Annotated in this window: 23 protein-coding genes; 5 read left to right on the top strand and 18 right to left on the bottom strand. The window is 36.9% G+C overall.

Annotated elements, in window-relative coordinates:
- The first annotated feature begins 5 nt into the window (after positions 1-5).
- Together H9632_RS11735 and H9632_RS11730 are read left to right on the top strand one after the other, a co-directional pair.
- Positions 6-1022 carry an inorganic phosphate transporter gene (locus H9632_RS11735; protein WP_191704267.1) on the top strand — a complete coding sequence of 339 codons (1017 nt, stop codon included), beginning with the start codon at positions 6-8 and terminating at the stop codon, positions 1020-1022.
- A gap of 107 nt (positions 1023-1129) precedes the next feature.
- On the top strand, positions 1130-3247 hold the full coding sequence (locus H9632_RS11730) for an MMPL family transporter (RefSeq protein ID WP_191704266.1): 2118 nt from the start codon (positions 1130-1132) through the stop codon (positions 3245-3247).
- Between the two features lie 332 nt (positions 3248-3579).
- Here H9632_RS11730 and H9632_RS11725 read toward each other — a convergent pair whose 3' ends face one another.
- The 6 genes from H9632_RS11725 to H9632_RS11700 form a co-directional block, all read right to left on the bottom strand.
- Entirely contained in the window at positions 3580-3807 is a 228-nt protein-coding gene (locus H9632_RS11725) for a hypothetical protein (RefSeq protein WP_191704265.1), read from the bottom strand.
- Between the two features lie 20 nt (positions 3808-3827).
- A complete protein-coding gene (locus tag H9632_RS11720; protein ID WP_191704264.1) occupies positions 3828-4292 on the bottom strand; it encodes a hypothetical protein in 465 nt (154 codons plus the stop codon).
- A gap of 115 nt (positions 4293-4407) precedes the next feature.
- Positions 4408-5496 carry an AI-2E family transporter gene (locus tag H9632_RS11715; protein WP_191704263.1) on the bottom strand — a complete coding sequence of 363 codons (1089 nt, stop codon included), beginning with the start codon at positions 5494-5496 and terminating at the stop codon, positions 4408-4410.
- Between the two features lie 147 nt (positions 5497-5643).
- Positions 5644-7341, bottom strand: a complete 1698-nt coding sequence (locus tag H9632_RS11710; protein ID WP_191704262.1) for a M3 family oligoendopeptidase — start codon at positions 7339-7341, stop codon at positions 5644-5646.
- Between the two features lie 165 nt (positions 7342-7506).
- A complete protein-coding gene (locus H9632_RS11705; RefSeq protein ID WP_191704261.1) occupies positions 7507-9255 on the bottom strand; it encodes a methyl-accepting chemotaxis protein in 1749 nt (582 codons plus the stop codon).
- A 174-nt stretch (positions 9256-9429) separates the two neighbouring features.
- The gene (locus H9632_RS11700) at positions 9430-10149 is read right to left on the bottom strand and encodes a YebC/PmpR family DNA-binding transcriptional regulator (protein ID WP_191704260.1); all 720 of its coding nucleotides are present in this window, start codon (positions 10147-10149) and stop codon (positions 9430-9432) included.
- 230 nt (positions 10150-10379) lie between these two features.
- Here H9632_RS11700 and H9632_RS11695 point away from each other — a divergent pair, with 230 nt between their 5' ends.
- Positions 10380-10898, top strand: a complete 519-nt coding sequence (locus H9632_RS11695) for a sigma-70 family RNA polymerase sigma factor (RefSeq protein WP_225223814.1) — start codon at positions 10380-10382, stop codon at positions 10896-10898.
- Positions 10891-12246, top strand: a complete 1356-nt coding sequence (locus tag H9632_RS11690) for a hypothetical protein (protein ID WP_191704259.1) — start codon at positions 10891-10893, stop codon at positions 12244-12246. The genes H9632_RS11695 and H9632_RS11690 overlap by 8 nt, the downstream gene beginning before the upstream one ends.
- Before the next feature lie 40 nt (positions 12247-12286).
- Here H9632_RS11690 and H9632_RS11685 read toward each other — a convergent pair whose 3' ends face one another.
- The 9 genes from H9632_RS11685 to H9632_RS11645 form a co-directional block, all read right to left on the bottom strand.
- A complete protein-coding gene (locus H9632_RS11685; protein ID WP_191704258.1) occupies positions 12287-12751 on the bottom strand; it encodes a low molecular weight protein-tyrosine-phosphatase in 465 nt (154 codons plus the stop codon).
- Positions 12752-12801: 50 nt separating this feature from the next.
- On the bottom strand, positions 12802-13404 hold the full coding sequence (locus tag H9632_RS11680) for a lysophospholipid acyltransferase family protein (protein WP_191704257.1): 603 nt from the start codon (positions 13402-13404) through the stop codon (positions 12802-12804).
- Between the two features lie 67 nt (positions 13405-13471).
- Positions 13472-14359, bottom strand: coding sequence for an NAD-dependent epimerase/dehydratase family protein (locus H9632_RS11675; RefSeq protein WP_191704256.1), 888 nt, complete (start codon positions 14357-14359; stop codon positions 13472-13474).
- A gap of 6 nt (positions 14360-14365) precedes the next feature.
- Entirely contained in the window at positions 14366-15202 is an 837-nt protein-coding gene (locus H9632_RS11670) for a methyltransferase domain-containing protein (RefSeq protein ID WP_191704255.1), read from the bottom strand.
- A gap of 100 nt (positions 15203-15302) precedes the next feature.
- Positions 15303-16190: a polysaccharide deacetylase family protein gene (locus tag H9632_RS11665; RefSeq protein ID WP_191704254.1), complete on the bottom strand. Its 888-nt coding sequence runs from the start codon at positions 16188-16190 to the stop codon at positions 15303-15305.
- A 166-nt stretch (positions 16191-16356) separates the two neighbouring features.
- Entirely contained in the window at positions 16357-17115 is a 759-nt protein-coding gene (locus tag H9632_RS11660) for an SDR family oxidoreductase (RefSeq protein WP_191704253.1), read from the bottom strand.
- 124 nt (positions 17116-17239) lie between these two features.
- A complete protein-coding gene (locus H9632_RS11655) occupies positions 17240-18862 on the bottom strand; it encodes a glutathione ABC transporter substrate-binding protein (RefSeq protein WP_191704252.1) in 1623 nt (540 codons plus the stop codon).
- Between the two features lie 273 nt (positions 18863-19135).
- Positions 19136-19801 (bottom strand): nuclease-related domain-containing protein, encoded by a 666-nt coding sequence (locus H9632_RS11650; protein WP_191704251.1) that lies wholly within the window; start codon positions 19799-19801, stop codon positions 19136-19138.
- 132 nt (positions 19802-19933) lie between these two features.
- Positions 19934-20647, bottom strand: a complete 714-nt coding sequence (locus H9632_RS11645; RefSeq protein ID WP_191704250.1) for a YjjG family noncanonical pyrimidine nucleotidase — start codon at positions 20645-20647, stop codon at positions 19934-19936.
- A 133-nt stretch (positions 20648-20780) separates the two neighbouring features.
- On the opposite strand from H9632_RS11645, the gene H9632_RS11640 reads away from it, so the two are divergent.
- Positions 20781-21551 (top strand): TSUP family transporter, encoded by a 771-nt coding sequence (locus H9632_RS11640; protein ID WP_191704249.1) that lies wholly within the window; start codon positions 20781-20783, stop codon positions 21549-21551.
- A 73-nt stretch (positions 21552-21624) separates the two neighbouring features.
- Here H9632_RS11640 and H9632_RS11635 read toward each other — a convergent pair whose 3' ends face one another.
- From H9632_RS11635 to H9632_RS11625, 3 genes are all read right to left on the bottom strand, one after another.
- Positions 21625-22095 (bottom strand): DinB family protein, encoded by a 471-nt coding sequence (locus H9632_RS11635; RefSeq protein WP_191704248.1) that lies wholly within the window; start codon positions 22093-22095, stop codon positions 21625-21627.
- A gap of 60 nt (positions 22096-22155) precedes the next feature.
- The gene (locus H9632_RS11630) at positions 22156-22659 is read right to left on the bottom strand and encodes a DNA-deoxyinosine glycosylase (protein WP_191704247.1); all 504 of its coding nucleotides are present in this window, start codon (positions 22657-22659) and stop codon (positions 22156-22158) included.
- A 146-nt stretch (positions 22660-22805) separates the two neighbouring features.
- The gene (locus H9632_RS11625; RefSeq protein ID WP_191704246.1) at positions 22806-24422 is read right to left on the bottom strand and encodes a glutathione ABC transporter substrate-binding protein; all 1617 of its coding nucleotides are present in this window, start codon (positions 24420-24422) and stop codon (positions 22806-22808) included.
- Between the last annotated feature and the right edge of the window lie 65 nt (positions 24423-24487).

Genomic DNA, 24487 nt, shown 5'->3' with positions numbered 1-24487 from the left:
CTTTTATGAACACACTACTTATCATTACCGTCTTAGTAGTCTTTTTTGCACTTGCATTTGACTTCATTAATGGTTTTCATGATACTGCAAATGCGATTGCAACATCTGTTTCTACACGTGCCCTACCACCTCGAGTAGCGGTAATCATGGCAGCAATCATGAACTTTTTAGGTGCCATTACATTCGTAGGCGTAGCAAAAGCGATTGCATCAGATATTGTTGATCCATTTGCATTATCAACCCCTGATGCACCATTAATCGGTTCTGTTGTTATACTAGCAGCATTATTATCTGCGATTACTTGGAACTTAGTCACTTGGTATTTTGGGATTCCATCAAGTTCTTCACATACATTGATTGGTTCAATTGCCGGTGCAGCCATTGCAGCATCTGGAATTGGTGTTTTAAATTATAGTGGCTTTTCTAAAATTCTTATCGCTTTATTAGCTTCACCAATCATCGCTATTACTGTCGGATATATTATGATGACACTTATGAAATTCCTTTTTAAAGATATGAATCTTTATAAAACAAATAAGGGCTTCCGTATTATGCAAATTTTTACGGCTGCGATCCAGTCATTTACGCACGGTACAAACGATGCGCAAAAAGCAATGGGTATTATTACAATGGCACTTATTGCAGCCAATTGGCAAACGACTGATGATGTGCAAAGCTGGGTACGTTTCGCCTGTGCTTTAGCAATGGGTCTAGGTACATCAATTGGTGGTTATAAAATTATTAAAACAGTCGGCGGGAAAATCATGAAAATCCGCCCTGTAAATGGTGCAGCAGCCGATATTTCTTCTGCATCGATTATTTTTGGGGCAACACTAATCCATTTACCGGTATCTACAACACATGTTATTTCATCTGCGATTATGGGTGTTGGTGCGGCTCAAAATGTTAAAGGCGTAAACTGGGGAATGGCTCGTAAAATAGTCACTACTTGGATTATTACAATGCCTATCTCTGCTGTCATGGCAGCAGTTATTTACACAATATTAAACATATTCTTTTAGTTGGAGGGTAGGTATGTTCCGAAATTTCTTTCGGGCAAACCTCCCTCTTTTCTTTTTTTCCAGGAATCTATTACACTGTAATTACTGAGAAAGAAAGGCGGTATTAGATGAAACAGTTCGCAGCATTTGTCACAAAGTTCGCAAAGCCCATAGTTATTATATGGTGTACGCTTTTAGTCATTCTTGCCTATTTGGCACTACAACTTCCCGCTAAACTGCAAGGGGATGGATTTTTTTATGATGGGGATCATTCTTATGTAACAGATGAACTTTCCGAAACTTTCAATCTTCCTGCAAAAACGATTTTCGTATTGTTTGAAGATAAAACCGAAGAAGAAATCAATTCGGCACTTGAAAGTTTAGAAACGATCGAGGAAATACAAACTATTACCTCCCCAATAGGTGTGGAAGAATTAAATAACAATGATTTTGCTTACGGTCTTTTAGAATTTGATAATACAGTCGTCGATTATTTCCCTATTATTGACGAACTGAGGGAAAAGCTTGGAGAAAATAATGGCATTTCCATTACGGGCGAACCTGTTATTTCAAAAGATATTAATTTAGCTAGCCAAAATGATTTAATTAAAGCAGAGACAATTGGTTTACCTATTGCATTGATTGTCTTACTACTTGCATTCGGTACTATTGTTGCTTCATTACTGCCAATTTTTGTTGGTGGTGCAACTGTTGTAATGACTCTCGGTATTTTGACACTTTTAGGGGATTCAGTTAACCTATCCATTTTCGTATTAAATATTGTACCAATGCTCGGTTTGGCGTTAAGCATCGATTTTGCTTTATTATTAATAAATCGTTATCGTGAAGAGCGCAATACACAGTCAATTGAACAATCTGTACAAATCGCCATCCAAACAGCAGGGCGCTCGATTATATTCTCCGCGCTTTGTGTCATGATCGGACTCGGTGCTATGGTTGTCATCGATGTTGAGATTTTCATGAATATTGCATTGGGTGGAACAATTGTTGTGCTATTGGCGGTATTAACAGGGCTAACTCTTTTACCTGCAACTCTTATTCTGCTCGGTGATCGTTTAAATAAAGGACGTATTCTCCGTATCAAGCCGACTGCCTCTCGTTGGCAAAAATTTGCCGCTTTCGTTATGAAGCGTCCCATCACTATTATTTTCGTTGCCGTTATCCTTCTAATCATTGCAATGGTACCGATTAAAGATATTGAGTTAACGATTCCTTCAACGGAGTCATTACCGACTTCTTATGAATCTCGCCAAACTTTTGATAAACTGGATGAAGAATTTGGCATAGCTGAAAATACACCTGTCTTCTTGTTTGCTGAAAACTATGATGACTGGGATACGAAAGAAGGACGCGAAAAAATATTCGATATTCAACAGCAGCTATTAGATGATCCATTGGTAGACCGGGTAACTTCTATGTTTACGGTGGCAAATATTGAATCTGCTGAAATGTGGGAAATGGCAAATAGTAACCCACAAGCGCCGGGAGTACTCGATGAAGTTGCTGATAACTTTATTAAAGAAGATAAAATGTATATGGTGGCCTATTTAAATACAACTGGTGCAACTTCAGAAGCACAGGATTTTGTACGCGACTGGATGGATAAAGATTTAGGCGTTGATTTCGCATTGTCTGGTCAAGCGAAGTTCAACCAGGAAATATTTGATGAAATAGCAAGTAAGGTACTTATTGCAATTGCGATTATCATCGTTTCAACTTTCTTTATTTTAATGGTGGCATTCCGATCGATTTTAATTCCATTAAAGGCGATTATCATGAACATTTTAGGGCTTGGTGCAACGTTTGGGATTCTCGTCTACATATTCCAATATGGGCATTTCGGTTTGGAAGCAACAACACTTGTGTTGATTGTTCCTGTTCTTATATTCTGTTTAGTATTCGGATTAAGTATGGACTACGAGGTATTTTTAATTTCCCGTATTCAAGAGGAATATTTAAAAGGGGCGACAAATACAAAGGCAACAATAGATGGACTTGTCTCAACAAGTAAAATCATTACTTCAGCGGCACTCATTATGATTGTCATTACTGGCGCATTTGCATTTACTGATGTAATGCCTGTTAAACAAATTGGTGTCGGTATTGCAATAGCTATTGCCATTGATGCAACAATTATCCGACTCATGCTTGTCCCTAGTTTCATGAAGCTGTTCGGCGATTGGAACTGGTGGCTGCCGTTTAGAAAAGACACGAGACCGAAATAGGAAGAAAGTAAAATAGCCATCCATCCTCTTAATCGGGATGGATGGCTTTTTTATGCAGAATCTCTTTTGGTCTTACGTTGGAGGCGGATGATTTTATTTGAACAAACTATACGGATATTAGAACAACTGGAAATGATTTTAGAAAACCTACAGCCTATATTAGAACATCTCTAACACTTATTAGCACACCGCGCTTGGATATTAGAAAGCCGCACTTATATTAGATATTTTGAAAATATTTTAGAAACGTCAGTCTACTTATTAGAAAACCGCAGACTACTATTAAAAGTCCCTCTCGTCGTATAAACAACAAGAGGGATTAGCTCACTATATTAACCTAAATAAAGTAGCTCTTCATAAAAATTTTGTGCCGATTTCGAATAGCTTGGCTGCTCAGTTTCGTTTTGTTGTTCAATTTGCTTTGGCTCTTTAGGCTCCCACAGCATGTAGAATGCTTGAATCGCAACAACGATAATGATGGAAGCAATTAAAATTATACCGATGATAATTTTCACCATTTTATTCCCTGACATCTCTTTTGATTGTTGCTCTTGCCCCATCCTTCATAACCCCCACTTATCTATTTTGAAAGTCGGAAACCATCTTCACGTAAATAAGCGACAGCGTCTTCACGCGTACCGAATGTTTCCTCTAAATTTCCCTGGTGATAAATATTCCAAGAACGATCATTAAATTCGAGATTCAGCTTCGTACCTTCACGAGATACCCATGTTTCGATAATAGGCAAGTCCTCTACTTCTTCTTCAGATAAATAGTCGATGGCATCACGTACAATTTCACGTAGCGCTTCTTCATCATAATCACGAATGTTCACAAGTCCATTGTCGCTCGCTTCTTTTTCATATTTTAATAAGTCTCCCACGAAAACAAAGCCATTGCCGTTAGGGTGCAACTTTTCTACAACAATTGTTTTTTCATAAAGACTTTCTTCAAAGTGATAATTCACACGCTTTAACGAAATTTCCTTTTTTGTCAGCTGTGGGAATGATTCAATAATTTCTTGTTTTTGTTCAAATGTTAGCATTGTATGCTCCTTTTAAATGTCTTTTCAATTATTAAGTATACCGCGTCCAGCGAAAATTAAAAAGCGAAGCATATGTTTGTCACATATACCCCGCAATTTAGCAATATAAAATAAACTATACTGTCTTATTGGCTGTCTCTTTAATTTGTTTACGTTCTTCATAAATATTCTGAACGATTACTTTAATGACACAGTACGTAGGAATGGCGATTAAAATTCCGATAAATCCAGCGATATTTCCTGCTGCCAATACGATTGAAATTACTGTCAACGGGTGAATATCCAAAGATCGCCCCATAACATTTGGTGTAATTAAGTTACTTTCTACTTGTTGTGCGACAAGCGTTACAACACCAACCCAAATAACGTCAAACGGATCATAAATCAATGCTACAATCACTGCCGGTACAAGGGAAATCCACGGACCGATAAATGGAATCATATTCATGAAAAATGCAAATAAAGCAAGTAATAATGAATACTCCAAACCAATGATTAAATAACCAATGTACATCATGATCGCGAGTAAAAAGCTGACCAATACTTGCCCTTGTACATAGCTTCTTAATACGTTATCAATATCTTCTAATGTTTTCTTCACCCACGTGCGGCGTTCCCCGGAAAATATACCATAAATTTGAGGAGCAAACTTTTCATGGTCTTTCAACATAAAAATATAGAAGAACGGCGCTAATACTAATGTTAATGTTACCGTAACCGCTCCACTTAAGAAGGACATAAGATATTTACTACTTGCGACAGCAATGTCTTGAATGGAATTGGTTACCGACCCGATAAACTCTTCTACCTGCGGAGGTAACATCGGAATATTTTCCTTATTGTCTAAAATAAAATCAGCTGTTTTTTCAATATCCTTAGCAATTGTTGGTGCATTTTCTACAAGTCTGTTTACTTGGGTTGCAATTGGAGAACCAACTAAAATCAAAAAACTTGCGAATAAACCGGCAATTATAAGAACAATTGTTATTAAACTTCCCCATCTCGGCATTCCCCGTTTTTCCAATATACGCTGTAACGGCTCTGAAATATAATAGAGCACCCCACCCAGTAATAACGGTACAAGAATTGTCGTAAAAATGATGATAATCGGATTAAAAATCGTATGAATTTCAATGAAATATTTGATAATTAATAAAGTAATTAAAATTCCTACCCCAACTTGAAACCACAGCTTCCTTGTCATCGGCTCACTCTCTTTCTCAACTCTCTTTTTCTTTTCTTAATCACTATAGATTATGTACGTTTTAGCATGCCATAAAGCTTCATAAAATACAAAATAAAAAGGAATTGTTTTGCAACTGAATTTTTGCAAAACAATCCTTTTTATTTACTATAGCTTTTTATCATCTATTGAATTTAAATAATCTTCAATCGTGCCAATAACTGATTCTACACAACCATCCTCAAATGGAGAGATTAAACCCGCTTCTTCAACAAGTTTTGTGAAAGCAAACGAACCGCCTAGACCACATAGGTGAAGATAGTCCTTCCACGCTCCTTCAAAATCCTCGCGCGAACGTTTCCAAAATTGGAATGCACAAATTTGCGCTAACGTATAATCGATATAATAGAATGGACTTGAATATATATGTCCTTGTCGTTGCCAAAAAGCACCTGACTCTAAATAATCATGACCATCATAATTACGATGCGGTAAATATTTCGCTTCGATTTCCTTCCATGCACCATTACGCTCAGCTGGTGTCATTTCTGGATTTTCATACACAATATGCTGGAACTCATCTACTGCTACACCATACGGTAAGAATAGTAATCCGCTGCTTAAATGTGAGAACTTATACTTATCTGTTTGATGCTCGAAAAATAGCTCCATCCATGGCCATGTGAAGAACTCCATACTCATTGAATGAATTTCTGCTGACTCATATGTCGGCCATAAGTATTCTGGAATGCCAATGTTTCGGCTTGAATATACTTGGAATGCATGCCCTGCCTCATGTGTCAGTACATCGATATCTCCTGATGTGCCATTAAAGTTCGAGAAGATGTACGGAGATTCATAGTCTTCAATAAACGTGCAGTATCCACCGCTCTCCTTACCTTTTTTCGCAACTAAATCCATCAGGTCATGCTCGATCATATAGTTGAAGAACTCGCCCGTTTCTTTAGATAGTTCTTCGTACATTTTTTTACCATTATCAATAATCCATTGCGGATCACCTTGTGGTACAGCATTTCCTGTTAAGAAAGTTAAGCCCTCATCATAGAATTTAAAGTCTTCCACACCGATGCGTTCAGCTTGGCGCTCGTATAGTTTTGTTGCAAGCGGCACGATATTTTCGCGCACTTGCTCGCGGAATTTTGCGACCATCTCCGCATTGTAGTCAATACGGTTCATATTGACATAGCCAAGTTCCACATAGTTTTTGAAGCCTAATTTTGTCGCGATTTTATGGCGCAGCTTTACTAAATCATCATAAATTTGATCAAATTTTTCCTTATTGGAAGCATAAAAGTCTGCAGTCGCTTTACGGGCTGCTTTACGTACTTCGCGCTCGGTAGATTCTGCATATGGTCCCAGTTGTGCCAATGTCAACGTTTTGCCGTCAAATTCAATCTGAGCTGAAGCAACTAGCTTACTGTATTCAGATGTTAATCTATTTTCCTTTTGCATAAGCTCTATAACTTTAGGCGAGAAACCTTTTAATAAGTTTTCTGCTAAAGCAAATAGCTGTGTACCCCATTTTTCTTCCAACTGATCACGAAATGGCGATTTTACAAGCTCTGTATAGTAATTAAAAACAAGCTCATCTACCATTGGACTTACTTCATCAATAAAGTCCCGCTCTTTTTGATAATAGTCATCATTCGTATCGATTGAAGCGCGTACATATACGATATTAGCCATTGTTGAAAATGTATTGCGGATTGCATTTAATTTTTCTATAACTTCGCTTTGTTCATCTACTGTAGTTGCAGCTTTAAACTCTTCTAATAGTGCCTCGTTTTGTTCTTTCATTTGTTCAAAATCTGGACGTATATATTCAAAATCTTTAAATGTTACCAAACTCATTCACCCCATCTAATAATTCGAAATTCACTCTTTTATTATTTATTATATTGCCAGAAATTGCAATTAATTTCAGAATATTTAACCATTTCTAGTGAAATGAAAAAATAAACAGTGGAGAATTGTCGCCACTGTTTATCATTTATGAAACAATCAATATCTTTATATTTTAAACTTATTCATTTCTAACACAACTTGTTGAGAATGCTCGTCTAATTGAGTAACGGCTTTTGTTAAATCATCTACTACTTGTGTTTGTTCATCTGAAACATAAGCTAAATTTTTTGCATTGTCTGAAGTATTATTCACTAAGCCGCTCATTTCTTCAGTAGAAGCTAAAATTTGTTCTGCACCTGCAGACATTTGCTCTACAACGGCTGAGTCATCCTGAATCCGGTTATTTACTTCTAAAACTGAATCTAAAATTTGATGTAATTGTTGACCAATTTCTCCTACCGCAATTGTCCCTTCTTTTACATCTGATGTTGTCATATCCATCTCAACTAAAACTTTATTTGTAATCGTCGAGAATTTTTGAAGATGTCCTGAAATTTCTTCTGCAGAATGACGAGACATTTCAGCCAGTTTTTTCACTTCATCAGCAACAACAGCAAATCCTTTCCCTGCTTCTCCAGCTCTAGCAGCTTCTATTGCTGCATTAAGCGCTAATAAGTTTGTCTGATCTGCAATACTCGTAATAACGTTGACCATCTCTTTAATGGATTGGAAGCTTTCACCCATATCTTTCACGAGGCTTGAAGTATTTTCTACCGAGTTTTCTACCCCTTGAATTTGAGCTATAACCTTTTCTGCGTTCTGTGCACCAATTTCCACGGTACTTGTCATATCTGTTGATATTTCTGCTATTTCACTAATTGTGTCGGCAAGCTTTTGAATACCAATCGCCATTTCGCTCATCGCTGCATTTACTTCTGTATTACTTACTTTTTGCATTGCTCCACTTTGAGAAATCGTTGCAATATTTTCTACCATTTTTTCATTGGAGGTATTAACACTCGCAGTCGATGCTTCAATCATATCAACTACTTCTGTTAAACCATTTGTTCGGTCCTTGAGAATCTGGAAAGTTGTCGATAAATCACCTAATGAGTTTTGGAAATTTGTGGCGAATGCCATAATCTCATTATTCGTTTTAAATTTCATACCTTCAATAACTGCTTTTGATTGAGCAATATCCCCTGAAGCTAAATGCTCAGCAGCTACATTTAAAGTAACTAAAGGTAATAACGCACGACGTATATAGGCATAAATACCAATTAAGGCTCCACTAATAATTACGATAAATATAATTGCCATCAATGGAACTACTTGCTTTGCAACATTACCTGTTAAGGATGCAATATATGAAGCATCGATATCGACACCTAAGTAAGCAATTGTTTCTCCTGAAGCGTTTTTCACAGGGACAATACCTGTGATATATTCACCGAAATTGTTACTTAAAATATCCGTAGCATAGCGCCCTTCTCTTATTACAGATTCGATATGCTCATATTTTGTCGCAGAAGAAGGATCACCTATTTTTCCAGCCCCCTCTATATCATCTGCTGGCATACCATCTACTAAAAATATGACATCCCCATCTTTTTCTGGAACAAAATACGTGTACGCATATAACACACCGTTATATTCACGTAGGGCATTAAGCTCTTCACGCAATTCCCAATAAATTTCATTTTCGCCTGGATTATTAATTAACTGCTCATACTTTTCTATATCAATAAAATTTACAATATTACTCGCTACTTCAACCGTACGTTCTTTAACAGCTGACTCTACGGATTGCGAGGAATTGTAGTTCATTAAAGCTATGTTTAGTAATAGAATCACTGCAAAAATAATACCAATTATCGCTATGATTCTAGTACCAAGTTTATCCCTTTTTTTCATATGCTTCGTCTCCTAGTTTATTCATAATATATGTATTTTGAATTATTCGAATATTAAATGCAACCAATTCTGCTTAATCCAACATATTCATTAACATTTAGTATAAATATTGTACAAATTTACCTATATAAGCATTAAAAAAAGCCCAAAATTTTATATTTTGGGCTAGAATAATTATTCTCCTAAATCAGCGTTATGGTACACACGCTGTACGTCTTCTAAATCTTCCAGTGCATCGATCATCTTTTCAAATTTCACTAGATCATCGCCTGCTAATGCTACTTCTGTCATTGGTAGCATCGTTAACTCTGCAACGGTAAATTCTTCTATACCCGCTGCCTTAAATGCTTCCTGTGTTGCATGGAATTGCTCCGGCTCAACGTATACGATAATAGTTCCTTCTTCTTCCATAATATCGCGCATATCCAAGTCAGCTTCCATTAAGATTTCAAGAATTTCATCTTCTGTTTTGCCTTCAATACCGAATACAGCAGTATTTTGGAACATATGTGCCGCAGAGCCTGATACACCCATATTTCCGCCGTTTTTACCGAATGCAGCACGTACTTCTGAAGCTGTACGATTTACATTGTTTGTTAGTGCATCAACGATAACCATTGTACCCGCTACACCAAAACCTTCATAGCGTAACTCATCGAATTGCTCATCGCCGCCACCTTTTGCTTTATCGATTGCTTTTTCAATAATATGCTTTGGCACTGAATATGTTTTCGCACGTTCTAAAACTGTTTTTAACGCTCGGTTTGATTCTGGATTTGGTTCACCTGATTTAGCTGCTACATAAATTTCACGGCCAAATTTCGCATAAATACGACTGTTAGCTGCATCTTTCCCAGCTTTTTTATCTTTAATGTTATTCCATTTACGACCCATTATATCCACTCTCTTTCGATTATCTATTCATCACATTATTTAAAAACGAAAAAATATTATTTAACTTACTCATTATACATAAAGTCTAAAAAAAATTAAATTGCCTTCTCAAAAAAATGTAAAACCTGTAGCATTTTTTCTTAATACATTTTAAAATTTATTGTTTACTAAAACGAATGCTACATCTGATTCGTCTAATGAATAAATCAATAGAAAGGAGTGCTTATTGTATGATGCTTTCCGATGAGCAAGCATTTCAACAAGTAATGGAAACGTATAGCGATTATTTGCTCCGCATTGCCTTTTTATATGTGAAGGATTGGCAAGTGGCAGAGGATATTGTGCAGGACTCCTTTTTATCGTATTACGTTAAGTTCGAACAGTTTGAAGAACGCGCTTCGTTAAAAACTTACCTTGTACGCATTGTTATAAATAAGAGCAAAGACTATTTAAAAAGCTGGACATACCGAAAGCAACAATTAACAAACCATTTTTTTCAAACAAAAATAGATCCACAAAAAATGCTTCAACAAGCAGAACGGCTCGATATTGCAGAAGCAATTTTACAATTGCCTATACCTTTAAGGGAAGTCATTGTTCACTACTATTATGAGGAGCTTTCCGTCCTGGAAGTTGCAAGTTTATTAAGGATATCCGATAACACTGTAAAAACGAGGATGCGGAGAGCAAGACAATTATTAAAGGAAAAACTATCTTCAGAGGAATGGGAGGTGCTTGCCAATGAATGAAATAAAACGTCAGCTCAATAAAAAAATGGGCTCCACATCTAAAAGATCGGAACAAGTAATGGCAAAAGTAAACGTTCGAAAACGGCAAAAGCAGCCATTCAAAAAATCCAACCGTTTATACTATGCAACATTTGTAATCTTTTTAGCGATGATTACCCTTACAATTCTTGTGATGAATCCATGGTCCCTAAATGACTTCAGCCAAACGACCCCAACCGTACCTGTAGATGAAGAAATCAAAGAAACGATAGAAGAATTACCATTACAAAAATATTTTAAAGAGGACGGCGATGTTGCTTACTTCTTAGGAATGGGAAATGAATATGCAGGGTTTACAGAAACAACGACCTGGCTGTCCGATGAATATGTTGAAATATTGGAAGATAATACTGGAGCAGTAATGCAAAAAGTTTATCGTATAAAAACTGATGCGATAGAACTTGTGTATGAGGAAATTATGGAATTTGAAAAAAAGTCTTTTACCTTAACACAGTTAAACCAGCTAGACCCTATACAAACTATTATAAAATTGCCTGTAAAGGATGGTTTCACATTTGAAGGGCAGGCGATGTCGTATCCAGTAAAACTTATAACACCATACAAGGAGTACGATAACTTAGTACAAATTACCAAGGAGATTGAGGGAGGGAAAAACTACTTTTATTACGATAATGGCGACGGACTTGTTGCCAAGCAGTTTATTACGAATGATGGCCATGAAATATTATCATTATTAGGATCAATCAATGAACTACCAACAATAAATAAAGAGAAAGTCATTTCGTTTAAAAACACTTTGAATAATACAGTAGAAGAGATCCCGTTTTATCAGTTGACATTTTTAAACCAACTTTTACTATACAAATATGAGGCAGATAACTTTGAATTGACGTATGAACCTCTATTTACAGATAAAGATACAGAAATTGGCGTTTTCAAATATAATTGTCTAGAACAATATTGTGAAAATGCATTCGTTAAAAGGCTTGGTGAGGATATTACATTCGGCAGTTTAGTTTGGGGTAAATTACAGAGCTTCAAGCTGTCACCAAATTATGAAAACATCTTAATGTCCATTACCCTTGATGAATATTATGAAGACACTTTACTTCCTCGAGCAATGCTTCACGTGCTCAATATCGATAAGATGGAAGTCAATCTGCCAAGCTCTAAGCAAGATTATTTTACTCATCCATGGTACCCAATTTTTCATTATGAATGGATAGATGACAAGACAATCCAAGCGGAAGTGCCTGATATTGAAAACTATGAATCGCCAACAATCTATAAATGGCGACAGACAAAACAGCAAAAAACCAAAATTATCGAAGTTTCATTACCATACTAAAATAAATAGCGGGACTGATGTCTTCATCAGCCCCGCTATTTTATTTTTTAAAGTCGTCCAAAATTCGGTTCAGTAGTGCCTCGCACCCTTCCAAACAAAGTTCATAAGTTTCCTGGAAGTCGCCTGTATACCATGGGTCAGGAACATCCTTCTTATGAGTAGTTAAATCAAGGAAGCGAAATATTTTTACATCCCCTTCTGCACGTAGCATTTCAATTGTATTAGCTACATTACTTTCATCCATACACACAATATAATCAAAGTTATGCAAATCGGAGCTTCGTAACTGGCGAGCTTGCATCCCACTTGTAGTAATGCCGAATTCCTGTAGTTTTGCCTTTGTCCCTTTGTGTGGCGGTTCGCCGATATGGTAGTTGCTCGTTCCTGCTGAATCGACTTTAATCTGATCGGACAAACCGCGCTTTTCTATTAAATCACGCATAACCGCCTCTGCCATTGGAGAACGGCAAATATTTCCTAAGCATACGAATAACACTTGTTTCATATTGACTCCTCCTCATAAAGAAGCCGCCAAAAAAATTTTGGCAGCTTCTATTATTTTACCTCTGGATGCAATTCTTTAAGGTGGGCAGTCAGTCGGTTGAGCTCTTGTTCCAAAAACTGTACCGATTGTTCACGACCTTCTTTTCCCGATTCCACTGTAAATGGCTTGCCGTAAATCAAATAGCCTTTTTGACGTTTGAATACACCCTTTGCATTTTTCGGACCGATATAGGCAGCCGGCACAATTTCTGCCTTAGCCAGCTGGGCGATTGTCACGGCACCGGCTTTTAATTCTGAGTTTTCAGAGCTTCTTGTACCACTTGGGAATATCCCTACAACCTTTCCCTCTTTAATAAGTTGTCGAGGGATTTTAATTACACTAGGCCCTGGATTATCACGATCGACCGGAAATGCGTTCAGCCTTTTAATAAGCCAACCTATGCCTTTAACATCGAACAATTGCTTTTTAGCCATAAAATGTACTTCTCGTGGCAACATCGATATTCCCAAATTTAAAATGTCGATATAGCCATTATGTGTACAAGCAATGACAAAGCCTCCTTCTTTCGGTATATTTTCTTTCCCATATACCTTTGCCTTTGACCCGTTAACCCCTAAAATACCATATACAATATTTGCAATAAATTTATACACTTTTCATTCCTACCTTATGTTTGATTCTCAATCTATTGTAATCTATAGTCGTATTGCTATACAATCATTACTGTTTTGGTGTAGATTTTGCAATTTCTTCGACTAACTGAGGCAACCAATCATCAATATGACTAAATTTAAATCCTAGTTGCTGTGATTTATCATTTTTCATATACCATGAAGCAGGGATTGCATATGGTGAACGGATTTCTTCAGTACCGAGCAGTGCTATTTTTGCACGTTCACCCGTTTTTTCTTCTATAAGTGAAATCAAATCTTTTAATGCTATAACACCATTCGCCGTAGCATTAATCGGTCCTTCAACATTTCCCATTCCTGCCCACATTAAAAATCTTGCTGCTTCTGTTGCTTGAATGAACGACATTTCAGCATCCATATTACTAAATCCAATCGGCTCATTATTTACGATGCGCTCAATATGGAAATGCAAGCGGCGCGTATAATCATCCTCACCCATCACAATCGGGAAGCGAACAGCCACGACAGGGAAATCGGCAAATCTATAAAAGACCGCTTCCGCTAAACGCTTTCCTTCACCGTAAGTAAATTCATGCGTATCACCCATTACGATTTCATATGAAGTTGGGTCAAAATCCCCCTCTGCATGGGGCATACCATCTGCCTCATATGTAGCTAATGTAGAGGTGAAAACAAGTTTACCGATTTTTCCTTTAAACATGTCACATAGTTGCTTCGCTTCATTCGGTGAATAGCAAATATTATCGTAAACAATATCAAAAGTGCGATTTTCCAAAGCTTTCTCAAACGCAGCCTTTTCTTTGCGGTCGACTTTAATATGTTCCACCGCTTCACCAAACGGATTTTCAGAAACCCCTCGCGTTACAATCGTTACTTCATGCTTTTGCTCCAGTAATAAATCTACTAATTTCCTTCCAAAAAAACGTGTTCCACCTAATACTAAAATTTTCTTCATCCATCATCACTCCATTCCAATTAATAAATCTAAATCAATTGTAATTTCCCGTAATTGAATATTCTCTTTTTCTTCAATGTGCCAACCCATTGGTGTCATTTCGAGTAAGTTTTGTACTAGATGCGCTTCAAGTGGGACGGTATACGTAATACGCTTCACTTCAACATGTCCAAAGGCTGTCTTAAAACGTTCCACAGTTTGAGCATTTGTATAGCTTTCCTTTTCAGAATCTGCAAAGGCTTGCTTGCGTAGCTCCATTAAATAATTTTCCTGGGGAACAACTTTAATAACTTTTCCTCCTGGCTTAAGCAATCGTTTAAATTCTTCATAGTTGGCAGGTGATAAAATATTGAGTATGGCATCAAAGGATTGCTCATTATATGGACTATTTGCCAAATCACCCACGCACCAAAGCTGTTCGTTATAAAACTTGGCAGCGGCCATGATTCCTTCTTTTGAAATATCGATTCCGATACCAACAGCACCGTCCAATTGCTCACAGATGCGGTGTAAATGGGAACCTTCCCCACAGCCTGTATCTAAAATGACCGGGTTTTGCTGTTTGATTTCACTGGCAATCGCTTTTTGCACTTTGTCATATATCCCCGCATTAATAATCGTATGCCGTGATACGAATAGCTCTTTACCATACATCGACTGTACTGGTCGATTTAACATATATAAATAACCTTGCTTTGCTACATCAAATGTATGATTCAAGGCACAGCTCATTTTCCCTTCATCACTCATATTCATTTGCTGTTTACAAAAAGGACAAGCAAAAATTTTACTGTTTAATTGAAATTGTTGAATACTTAACGCTCGTTTTGATAATAGACCCACGACGGATCCTCCTTCGTATGTGTTCGCTTGTATCGTACCATAAACTGATAAAAATAAAAAAAGGAAATAGCCCTCACTACTTCCTTTAGAAACTCTCACACTATAATAATTGGCTTGTTGTCACAAATTCATAGCCTTCCTCTTTTAAATATAGAATAACATCTTCCAAAGCTTCTGCCGATTGTTGATGAATATCATGCATTAAAATAATACCATCATTCTTTGCCTGGGCCTTCAAGTTCGCCAACGTTTTTGCCGGCGTTTTATGATGCCAATCGAGCGTATCAATATTCCATAAAACCGGGGTTAACTCAATTACTTCTCGTACCGTCTCGTCAATCGCTCCAAATGGTGGTCTATACATTGTGGGATATTTCCCGATTGCATCACAGATTGCCTCGTTTGCCCGATTGATTTCCTCTTGCATTTGGCTTACGTTTAGCTTGGTTAAATTTTTATGCCCCCATGAATGGTTGGCGATTTCATGCCCAGATGCATCTGCCTTTTTTACGATTTCAGGATGCTTCACAACATTTTGCCCAAGCACAAAAAATGTCGCCTTCACTTCATGTTTTTGAAGCGTTAATAAAATTTGATTGGTCACCGATTGATGTGGACCATCATCAAATGTGAGCGCAATTCTTTTTCCCTTATTATCTCCACTAATCGGTTGGCTCTGTTCATTCCCTTGCTTATTGGTAGGCCGCTTCTTGTCTTCTAGTATTTTTTCAACCTCTATGTATTCATCACAGTTTTGAATGCTCCGCGTTAGCCCTCCATTAAATAAATAAAAGGGTTTCACTAATTCACTTGTACTTGATGCTTTATTAATAAAACGGTCGAAAGCCACCTGTTCAGAGTAAGTTATGCTTATCGTAACCATCCCGCTCTCTGCAAATGTGGATGGTACGTCTGTCCAAAACCGGTAACCTTGAACAACTAACAAGAAACTAAACAAAATACCAAGTAGGCCAATTTTTTTCCCCATCTTATTGCCCTCCAATCTTTACTTTATATATTAGACGTATTAATATAGCAAAAAGTTAATAAAATTCAATAAAAAACATATTTTTCTTGAATTAGTATTAGATTGATAGATTTTTTTCCATAAAAAAAAGTTCGGTATGTTTACCGAACCTTGAAAATAGAAAATATTAATACGCTGTCCATCCTGCATCTGCAGTAATGACGACCCCATTTACAAAATCAGAGTCCTCTGATGCTAAAAACAGTGCAACCCGCGCAATATCTTCCGGTTCACCACTCCGTGGGTTAAAACTTGCTCCTGCCATTGCACGAGTCATACCTTCTTGATTTGCACTGCTGAAACTTGCACCAATATTTGTATTGACCCCGCCTGGAGCAATAGCATTACATTTAATACCTTTTTCCGCATATTGGAATGCTGTATTTTTCGTTAATCCTATAACAGCATGTTTAGATGCTGTATACGCAGCCCCCGCCCTAGAGCCGTATAAACCACCTATTGAGGCAATATTTATAATCGTTCCTGCACCCTTTTCCAGAAAAATAGGCATCGCTTGACGGCTTGCACGCATAACACCTTTTACATTTACTTCAAATACGCGATCCCATAAGTCATCTTTCACATCGCCTACTGGAGAGAAGTCGTCCATAATACCAGCATTGTTTACTAAAATATCAAGTGTACCATAACTATTTAAAGCGGCTTTTATTAATTTATGAATATCTGCTTCCGTCGCAACATTAGCTACTACAGCAGTTGCCGTTCCGCCCAGTGCTGTAATTTCTGCTACTGTTGCCCCCGCACCTTCAAGAGTTAGGTCCGATACAACAACCTTTGCACCTTCTCGGGCAAATAAAATGGCCGTCGCCTTCCCCATTCCTGATGCAGCACCTGTTATTACTGCGACTTTATCCTTCAATCTCATACATAAAACCTCCTAAATAGGATTTCGTTACTTAAATAATTTCGACGGTAACGACCAGTTTACCTTTAAAAAATACATAAAAAGGAAGTAGAACTCCGAAAAGTTCCGCTTCCTTTTACTATACTTACTTTACAAATTTCACTTCCTGAAGCTTATGATGTCCTGAATCATTAATCCAGTGTCCTTCAATTTTTTCACTTAATCCTGAAATATAGGCTTGGTGGTGTACGTAAATCATTGGTGCTTCTTCTATTAAGATTTCTTGAGCCTGTTTATATAAGGCCAAACGTTTCGTTGTATCAATTTCTTCACGTGCTTCATCTAGTATTGCATCTAACTCTTTATTACTATAAAAAGTAGTATTACCAGATCCTCCGTGGTTTTTAGAATGGTATAGTTGTGTCAAGAAGTAATCTGCATCACCTACTGGATTAGATAAACCTAAAATATACATTTCATGCTCACCTGCATCCGTTTTATCAAGGTATGCACCCCACTCTAAAACTTCGATATTAGCTGTAATATTTAATTGCTTTAATTCTTCTTGAAGCATAATTGCAATATTTTGTCGTTGTGGATTATCATTTGTCCAAATCGAAGTCTCAAAGCCCTCTGCGTACCCAGCTTCCGCTAAAAGTGCTTTTGCCTTTTCGATATCTTTTGAAATTGGTGTTAGTGTTCCATCATAGCCAAACACAGTTGGTGCTAGTGGACCACGTGCCGGTTCACCAATTCCCTCATAAATACCATCAATGATTAACTGTTGATCTACAATCATTGAGATTGCCTGACGTACACGTACATCATCAAACGGCTTCTTGTTAATATTAAATCCAATGTAAGATAGTGAAGAACCTGGAGTAATACTAACTGAACTAGATGTTGCATCAATCATTTCAACTTCATTAGGTTGAACTGGCTCAATAATATGTGCATACCCGGTCTCAAGTTCAGCTGCACGCGTTGCACTTTCAGGAATTACTTTAAAAGTTACTGAATCTATATAAGCCTTTTGATTCCAGTAATCCTGATTATTCACTAATTTAATTTCCGTTCCTGGTGTCCATGAATCAAACTTCATAAAGCCAGTACCAACTGGACCATTTGCATTCATAATTGCTCCGGCTATATTGCCCGTTTTCATATTTTCATAATCGGCATCAATTTGAGCTGGTGAAAGAATAACGCCTACTGGGTGGTTTAAATGGTTTAACAGTGGTGCGAATGGATAATGTGTATGAATACGTACAGTGTAATCACTCACAACTTCCACTTCTTTAATGGCTTCAAACAAAAATGCGCGTGGCGCTGCAACTTCGGGATCCAAAATTCTTTCAAAGTTCTTTTTCACTGCTGTAGCATTGAATTCTTCTCCATCATGGAATTTTACCCCTTCTTCAAGTTCAAACTCCCATGTTAAATCATCAATGGATGTCCAACTTTTTGCCAAGCTCGGAATAATTTCTCCGTCTTTATCCTTTTTTACTAATCCCTCTGTAATATTTGATAATACCGAAGCTGATGGAACGTCCGTTGACATATGTGGATCTAGATTTGCGGCATCGGATAAGGTTGCTAATACTAAATCACCGCCTGCTGCATGCGTATCATTCGACGAATCTGCCGAAGAATCGTTATTACTAGAAGAATCTTCCGTTGAATCATCCCCTCCGCTACATGCAACAAGTAATAAGGCAAATGCCATTACTATAAATAGCAGAAAGCTATTTTTAAAATTGTTCTTCATTTGTTGTGCCCCCTTTGTTTTTTGCTTTATACATCTTACATCCTAAATTTTACAGATTAATTTTCATAAAACAAACAATATTTCAAATTTTTATACATTTCAGACAAATAATTCGTTCATATTATTTTCGTAATAAATTACTTAAATGAGCAAATAAAATGTGCTATATAGCAAAACTCATCATTTTTCAATAGTACATTATGCATTTTTTATACATTTCATTTTTAAATAAAAAAAGAGCTAAGCAGTAGACAATCTGCTTAGCTCATAATTTCAATTCACCGATACTGTTGGTTTCGACTTTAATGCACTGTTTTTTCCAGTCATAAAGCCCTCTAATGTTGAGAATAATGTTTCAATATCCGCTTCTGTTAAACGTTTTCGATCAAGAGTTTTTGTCAGATTATTTAACTCGGACATTTTTAACACTTCAACATTTTCCGAATGTATTTCAATTTGTTGAAATGAACAATCGTTTGTAAAAACAACAACCGTCTCGAATAGTGTTGCATCAACTTCTGGAAGTTGGTCCTGCAAGGCATTTATCAGACGCTTAGTTTCGTGTATTGGGTTGTTGAATGTACGTATTTTATTCTTATGTAATAGCTCTTTCCATTCAATATTTTGCTCTCGTCCATTAATCCAACCTGATTTGTCTTTTATGTTCACTACATAAATACCTGATTCATGCAGGAGTAAAGCATCAATTGAATGTATTTCCTCGTAAACAGGAATTTGTAAATTTATCATTACTTTTCGAGCGCCTTTAGCCTGCTCTAAGTCATGCATAATTTTATTTAATATGCGAACCTTTTTCTTCATTAATACATCAAAATAAGAATAACCTGTCATTTTGTAGAAAATTGTATTGTCATGAATGTAAATTTTGTATGCGAGATAGCCTACAATTACCATTACGACTATTATAAATAAGGTCATTACGCTCACTCCTTGCGTACATTTTATACTACATTTTAACAAAAAAATTCACCATTTACTATGCACCTATAGACTACTCTCCCCCCCTACTTTGGACCTTTCTAATAGTAAAGACCCTTAAAAAAAGCAATATTATACAGTGCTTTTTAAATGCTTTTCATTCTTTAAAATCGAAAGAAGTTGATTTAGCCTACTAATTTCATATGTTGGAACAACGGATTGCGGCGGTGTAATATACATTGGGTTTAACCAACACGTATCAATGCCTGCACGATCCCCACCAATAATATCTGCACTATAGGAATCACCTATTATCAATGCCTTATTTAAATCGAAATTCGGAATATGGTCAAACACATAGTCAAAAAATTGTTTCATCGGTTTTTGATAGCCTGTATTTTCCGAGACGAAGATTCCTTTAAAATATGGAGCCAGTCCCGTAACTTGGAGCCGCTTCATTTGTGTATCAGCCAAACCGTTTGATGTAATATATAGGTCATATTGAGGCGCCAATGTTTGAATTAATTGCAACGCACCGTCTACGAACACTTTACTTTCTGTTAAATATCCGCGATATTCAGCATCCAATGCCCTACCGTCTACTTCATAGCCAAAGTATTCAAATGTTTTTCCAAAACGCGTTTGCATTAACTCTTCTCTAGTAACTAATCCTTCTTCAAGTAAGCGCCATAAATTAGAGTTAATCTCCTGATAGACACTTTTAATTTGTGGAGTTAATGGCAACTGATGCGCTTCAAATAACTTCGGTAAAGCTAATTTCTCTGCTGCTTTAAAATCCAGCAGTGTATCATCTAAATCAAACAGTAAAAATTGGTAGTCTTTCATTTATATACTCCGTTCTATAAAGCTAATTTACTAACAATATCATAGTTATTGCAAAATTTTAAGTATTTACATGAAACCTGTTTTTCGTTAGCATGACTATATTGGTTTATATTAAGAAAGAAGGTTTTCCTTTATGGGATTTGAGTTAGACCCACAACTCATTATTATCTTACTTTGCTTTGGTTTTTTAGCTGCCTTTATCGATTCTGTTGTGGGAGGCGGTGGTCTAATTTCCTTACCTGCACTGATGTTCGCTGGGCTTAGTCCATCTGCAGCAGTTGCAACAAATAAGCTTGCCGGGACAATGGGATCACTAACAAGCACCATTACATTTTACCGTTCTGGAAAATTGGATATTAAATCGGTAATGAAATACTTTCCTTATGTTTTTATTAGTTCTATGATTGGGGCATGGATTGTTCATTTACTCGATCCGAATCTATTAAAACCACTAATGCTAATTATGTTAGCTGCTGTAGCAATCTATACCATTTTCAAAAAGGATTGGGGTAGTATTTCTGCAGTTAAATCCCTATCGAAGACTAAATATATTTTATTCTTCCTAGTCATTTCACTTATCGGCTTTTATGATGGCTTTTTGGGACCAGGTACAGGTTCATTTTTAATTTTTGCATTTTTAATGGTTGGGTATGATTTTTTAAAGGCTGCAGGCAATGCAAAGTTATTAAACTTTGGAAGTAATATTGGGGCACTTTTGATGTTCGTCTATTTAGGCCAAATCAATTATACATACGGGCTTATAATGGGGGCTTCACAAATTTTCGGTGCGATTGTTGGTTCACGATTTGCCATTAAGCGTGGTAGTGGCTATGTTCGCGTCCTATTCATTATCGTCACAGTTACTTTACTTGCAAAAAATGCATATGATTATTTTTCCAATTAATTTTAAAAAAGAAAGTGCCTTAAAGTTGGGGCACTTTCTTTTTTTCATTTACCGAAAGGCGAAGGTCACTATATTACTGCATTTCTTTTGTTGGTCCCATTACTGGTGGAACGCTTAAGCCTGCTTGGCGAAGTAATACAGTCATTTGACCAACATGATGTGTTTGATGTGCAATGACTTTACTCAATAAATCACCGCGCTGCATCATTCCTCCAAATGCAGGCACTTCTTCTAATAATTGCTCTTCCGTCAATGTGGCTGCTTCTTTTTTATATGCTTCACGTACTAGCTCATATTTCTCAATGATTTCTTCCATTGTTTCAGGCTGTGGCATATCTGGTCCCGGAGCAGGAATTTGTAACCCTGCAAATTGACCAAATGCACCTGCTACACTTACTAAATGCCACGATAACCAACCTAGTGAATTATGGTCATCGACAATCGCAATATGCATTTTATCATTCGGAATTGCCTGCATTATTCTTAGTGCACCTTTTGATGCTATTGCCCAATCTTTTACGAAATCTTCTGCTACACGATACATGGAAAACTCCCCTTTTTTATCATTTATATAATCATACCGAACAACACTAAAATGGTCTATTTATAGATATTGTTGAATAACACGCCATGCCTCCACCTTTTCATCGAATGATTTTATATTTCTTCCTGGTATAGGGCTTGTAGAAGGCATTTTTTCATACGCACGATTTTCTAAAGTCTCTAATCCCACATGCTTCTTAAATACTTCAAAGCTTTTACCGCCATTAAATAAGATAAGTTTAATTTGGGGATACTTTTTAAAAAGCGTTGCAAAGTCATTTGGAACTTCATTTTTTATCGCTGCATCCAAACTCCCTTTCCGTTCACAACTTTTTACTGAATCCCATAAACCAATTCTATGTGTACGAAGAAGTCTGATTTTATCATTATAGTTTTCAGGAATTTCGGTTGCCAGTAGCTTCCCGATGATTGCCCAAAAATGATTTCTTGGGTTACCGTAATATTGTTGTTTCTCTAATGATTGTTTCCCTGGCATCGAGCCTATGACTAGCACATATGTTTTATCATCTACAATTGGAGGCAATACATTTTCTATAGGTTCCATCGTATCCCATCCTTTCTCGTAAATTTAGTATATTAAATACATCCAGGACATGCCAAACATCAGGAAAGGGCAATTAACTTTTATCCATGAAAAAGGCTACTTGCATACCGAGTGAATTTTGTCGGTTGCAAGTAGCACTTTTTTGCTTATTGATTAATTTGTACGTTTTGAATTTGATAAATACCTGTCGCATCAACTGAAAACCCTGTAACATTATTCGCATACCCTGTTAAGTATGCTTGGTGATGAATGAATGCCGCTGGTGCTTCTGTATTGATCATTTCCTGTGCTTGCTTATAAATATCCGCACGTATCGTTTCATCCGTTTCAATACGTCCGAGTTCCAGCAATTCATCCAACTTTGCATTGTTATAGCGGGTACGGTTGTTATTACCGATATCAGATGAATGGAATAATGGGTAAAGTGCGCCATCCGCATCCCCTGTAGAAGGTGCCCATCCTAGCATGAACATATCGTGGTCACCCTTGGATGTTTTCTCTAAATAAGCGCCCCATTCCATTACTTCAATTGTTGCATCAATTTTCAATTGCTTTAATGTTTCTTGTAATATTACTGCAATTTGTTGACGCTGTGGATTGTCATTCGTCCAAATAGCTGTTTTGAAGCCATCAGCTAAGCCTGCTTCCGCCAATAATGCCTTTGCTTCTTCTATGTTTGTATCCTGTTTTGTTACATCTTCTGTGTAACCCCATACCATAGGTGATAATGGACCAAAGGCTTGCACACCAAATCCATCGTACACCCCTTTAATAATTGCTTCGCGGTCCAATGCTTTTGCAATAGCTTGACGAACTTTCGGGTTATTAAATGGTTCTTTTTCAGTATTGAAGCCTAAATATGAAATAGATACAGAGGGCTGCTTTAATACCTGTGCATACCCTTCCACTAGAGGTACTTCTGTTGGTTGCACCGGATCAATAATATGTGCATACCCTGCTTCTAAATCAGCTGCACGTGTAGCACTTTCAGGCACTGTTTTAAAGACAGCTGAATCGTAAGTAACTTGCTCACCCCAGTATTCTGTATTCTTCACTAAACGAATTTCCTGACCTGGCGTCCATTTATCTAATTTTAAGAAACCTGTACCGATAGGATTTTCATTTCCGTATGCACGTGCCTCTCCGCCATTTTCCATACGTTTATAGTCTTCTTCAATGACAGCTGGGCTCATAATATTTCCGCCGGGATGTGTTAATGCGAATAATAGCGGTCCATATGGTTTCTCTGTTTTAATTTGGATTGTATAGTCATCCATTACAACAATCTCTGTAATTGGTTCAAAGTTTGAAAGACGTGGTGAAGCGATATTTGGGTCAAGTAAACGGTCCAAATTCACCTTTACTGCTTCAGCATTAAAATCTGTACCATCATGGAATTTTACCCCTTGACGTAATTTTAATTGTAAAGTCAACTCATCAATATATTCCCAAGACTCTGCTAATAACGGTTCTATCTCCCCTGTCTCAAAATTTCGAACAACTAGTGTTTCGAAAATATTGCGTTGTACATTTGACGAAGGAATATCATTTGAACCGTGGGGATCCAACTCCACAGCCTCAGAAAGCACTTCGATTACTAACTCACCGCCTTGTGCATTCAAATTCTCTGTTGATGTATTTGAAGCCGGTTCATTGTTTGTGACTGTTGAGTTCTCTTGGGTTGTACCTTCACCACCGCTACATGCGGTTAATAACAATAGAAAAGAAAAAGGTAATAAAATCCATAATCTATTTAACTTCATTTCACCACTCCTTATATAACTGAATTTTCAGCTTTTTATATCATATCTTTTTACAGAGGATTTTT

Source organism: Solibacillus merdavium (assembly GCF_014836935.1).
Lineage (GTDB): Bacteria > Bacillota > Bacilli > Bacillales_A > Planococcaceae > Solibacillus > Solibacillus ferritrahens.
The sequence above is the reverse complement of the archived record's forward strand: the minus strand, read 5'-3'. Positions and strand labels throughout refer to the sequence as shown.

Coding starts and splice junctions, on each gene's coding strand:
- H9632_RS11735 (WP_191704267.1), top strand. CDS start 6: ATGAACACACTACTTATCATTACCGTCTTAGTAGTCTTTTTTGCACTT.
- H9632_RS11730 (WP_191704266.1), top strand. CDS start 1,130: ATGAAACAGTTCGCAGCATTTGTCACAAAGTTCGCAAAGCCCATAGTT.
- H9632_RS11725 (WP_191704265.1), bottom strand. CDS start 3,807: ATGGGGCAAGAGCAACAATCAAAAGAGATGTCAGGGAATAAAATGGTG.
- H9632_RS11720 (WP_191704264.1), bottom strand. CDS start 4,292: ATGCTAACATTTGAACAAAAACAAGAAATTATTGAATCATTCCCACAG.
- H9632_RS11715 (WP_191704263.1), bottom strand. CDS start 5,496: ATGACAAGGAAGCTGTGGTTTCAAGTTGGGGTAGGAATTTTAATTACT.
- H9632_RS11705 (WP_191704261.1), bottom strand. CDS start 9,255: ATGAAAAAAAGGGATAAACTTGGTACTAGAATCATAGCGATAATTGGT.
- H9632_RS11700 (WP_191704260.1), bottom strand. CDS start 10,149: ATGGGTCGTAAATGGAATAACATTAAAGATAAAAAAGCTGGGAAAGAT.
- H9632_RS11695 (WP_225223814.1), top strand. CDS start 10,380: ATGATGCTTTCCGATGAGCAAGCATTTCAACAAGTAATGGAAACGTAT.
- H9632_RS11690 (WP_191704259.1), top strand. CDS start 10,891: ATGAATGAAATAAAACGTCAGCTCAATAAAAAAATGGGCTCCACATCT.
- H9632_RS11685 (WP_191704258.1), bottom strand. CDS start 12,751: ATGAAACAAGTGTTATTCGTATGCTTAGGAAATATTTGCCGTTCTCCA.
- H9632_RS11675 (WP_191704256.1), bottom strand. CDS start 14,359: ATGAAGAAAATTTTAGTATTAGGTGGAACACGTTTTTTTGGAAGGAAA.
- H9632_RS11665 (WP_191704254.1), bottom strand. CDS start 16,190: ATGGGGAAAAAAATTGGCCTACTTGGTATTTTGTTTAGTTTCTTGTTA.
- H9632_RS11660 (WP_191704253.1), bottom strand. CDS start 17,115: ATGAGATTGAAGGATAAAGTCGCAGTAATAACAGGTGCTGCATCAGGA.
- H9632_RS11655 (WP_191704252.1), bottom strand. CDS start 18,862: ATGAAGAACAATTTTAAAAATAGCTTTCTGCTATTTATAGTAATGGCA.
- H9632_RS11650 (WP_191704251.1), bottom strand. CDS start 19,801: ATGACCTTATTTATAATAGTCGTAATGGTAATTGTAGGCTATCTCGCA.
- H9632_RS11645 (WP_191704250.1), bottom strand. CDS start 20,647: ATGAAAGACTACCAATTTTTACTGTTTGATTTAGATGATACACTGCTG.
- H9632_RS11640 (WP_191704249.1), top strand. CDS start 20,781: ATGGGATTTGAGTTAGACCCACAACTCATTATTATCTTACTTTGCTTT.
- H9632_RS11635 (WP_191704248.1), bottom strand. CDS start 22,095: ATGTATCGTGTAGCAGAAGATTTCGTAAAAGATTGGGCAATAGCATCA.
- H9632_RS11630 (WP_191704247.1), bottom strand. CDS start 22,659: ATGGAACCTATAGAAAATGTATTGCCTCCAATTGTAGATGATAAAACA.
- H9632_RS11625 (WP_191704246.1), bottom strand. CDS start 24,422: ATGAAGTTAAATAGATTATGGATTTTATTACCTTTTTCTTTTCTATTG.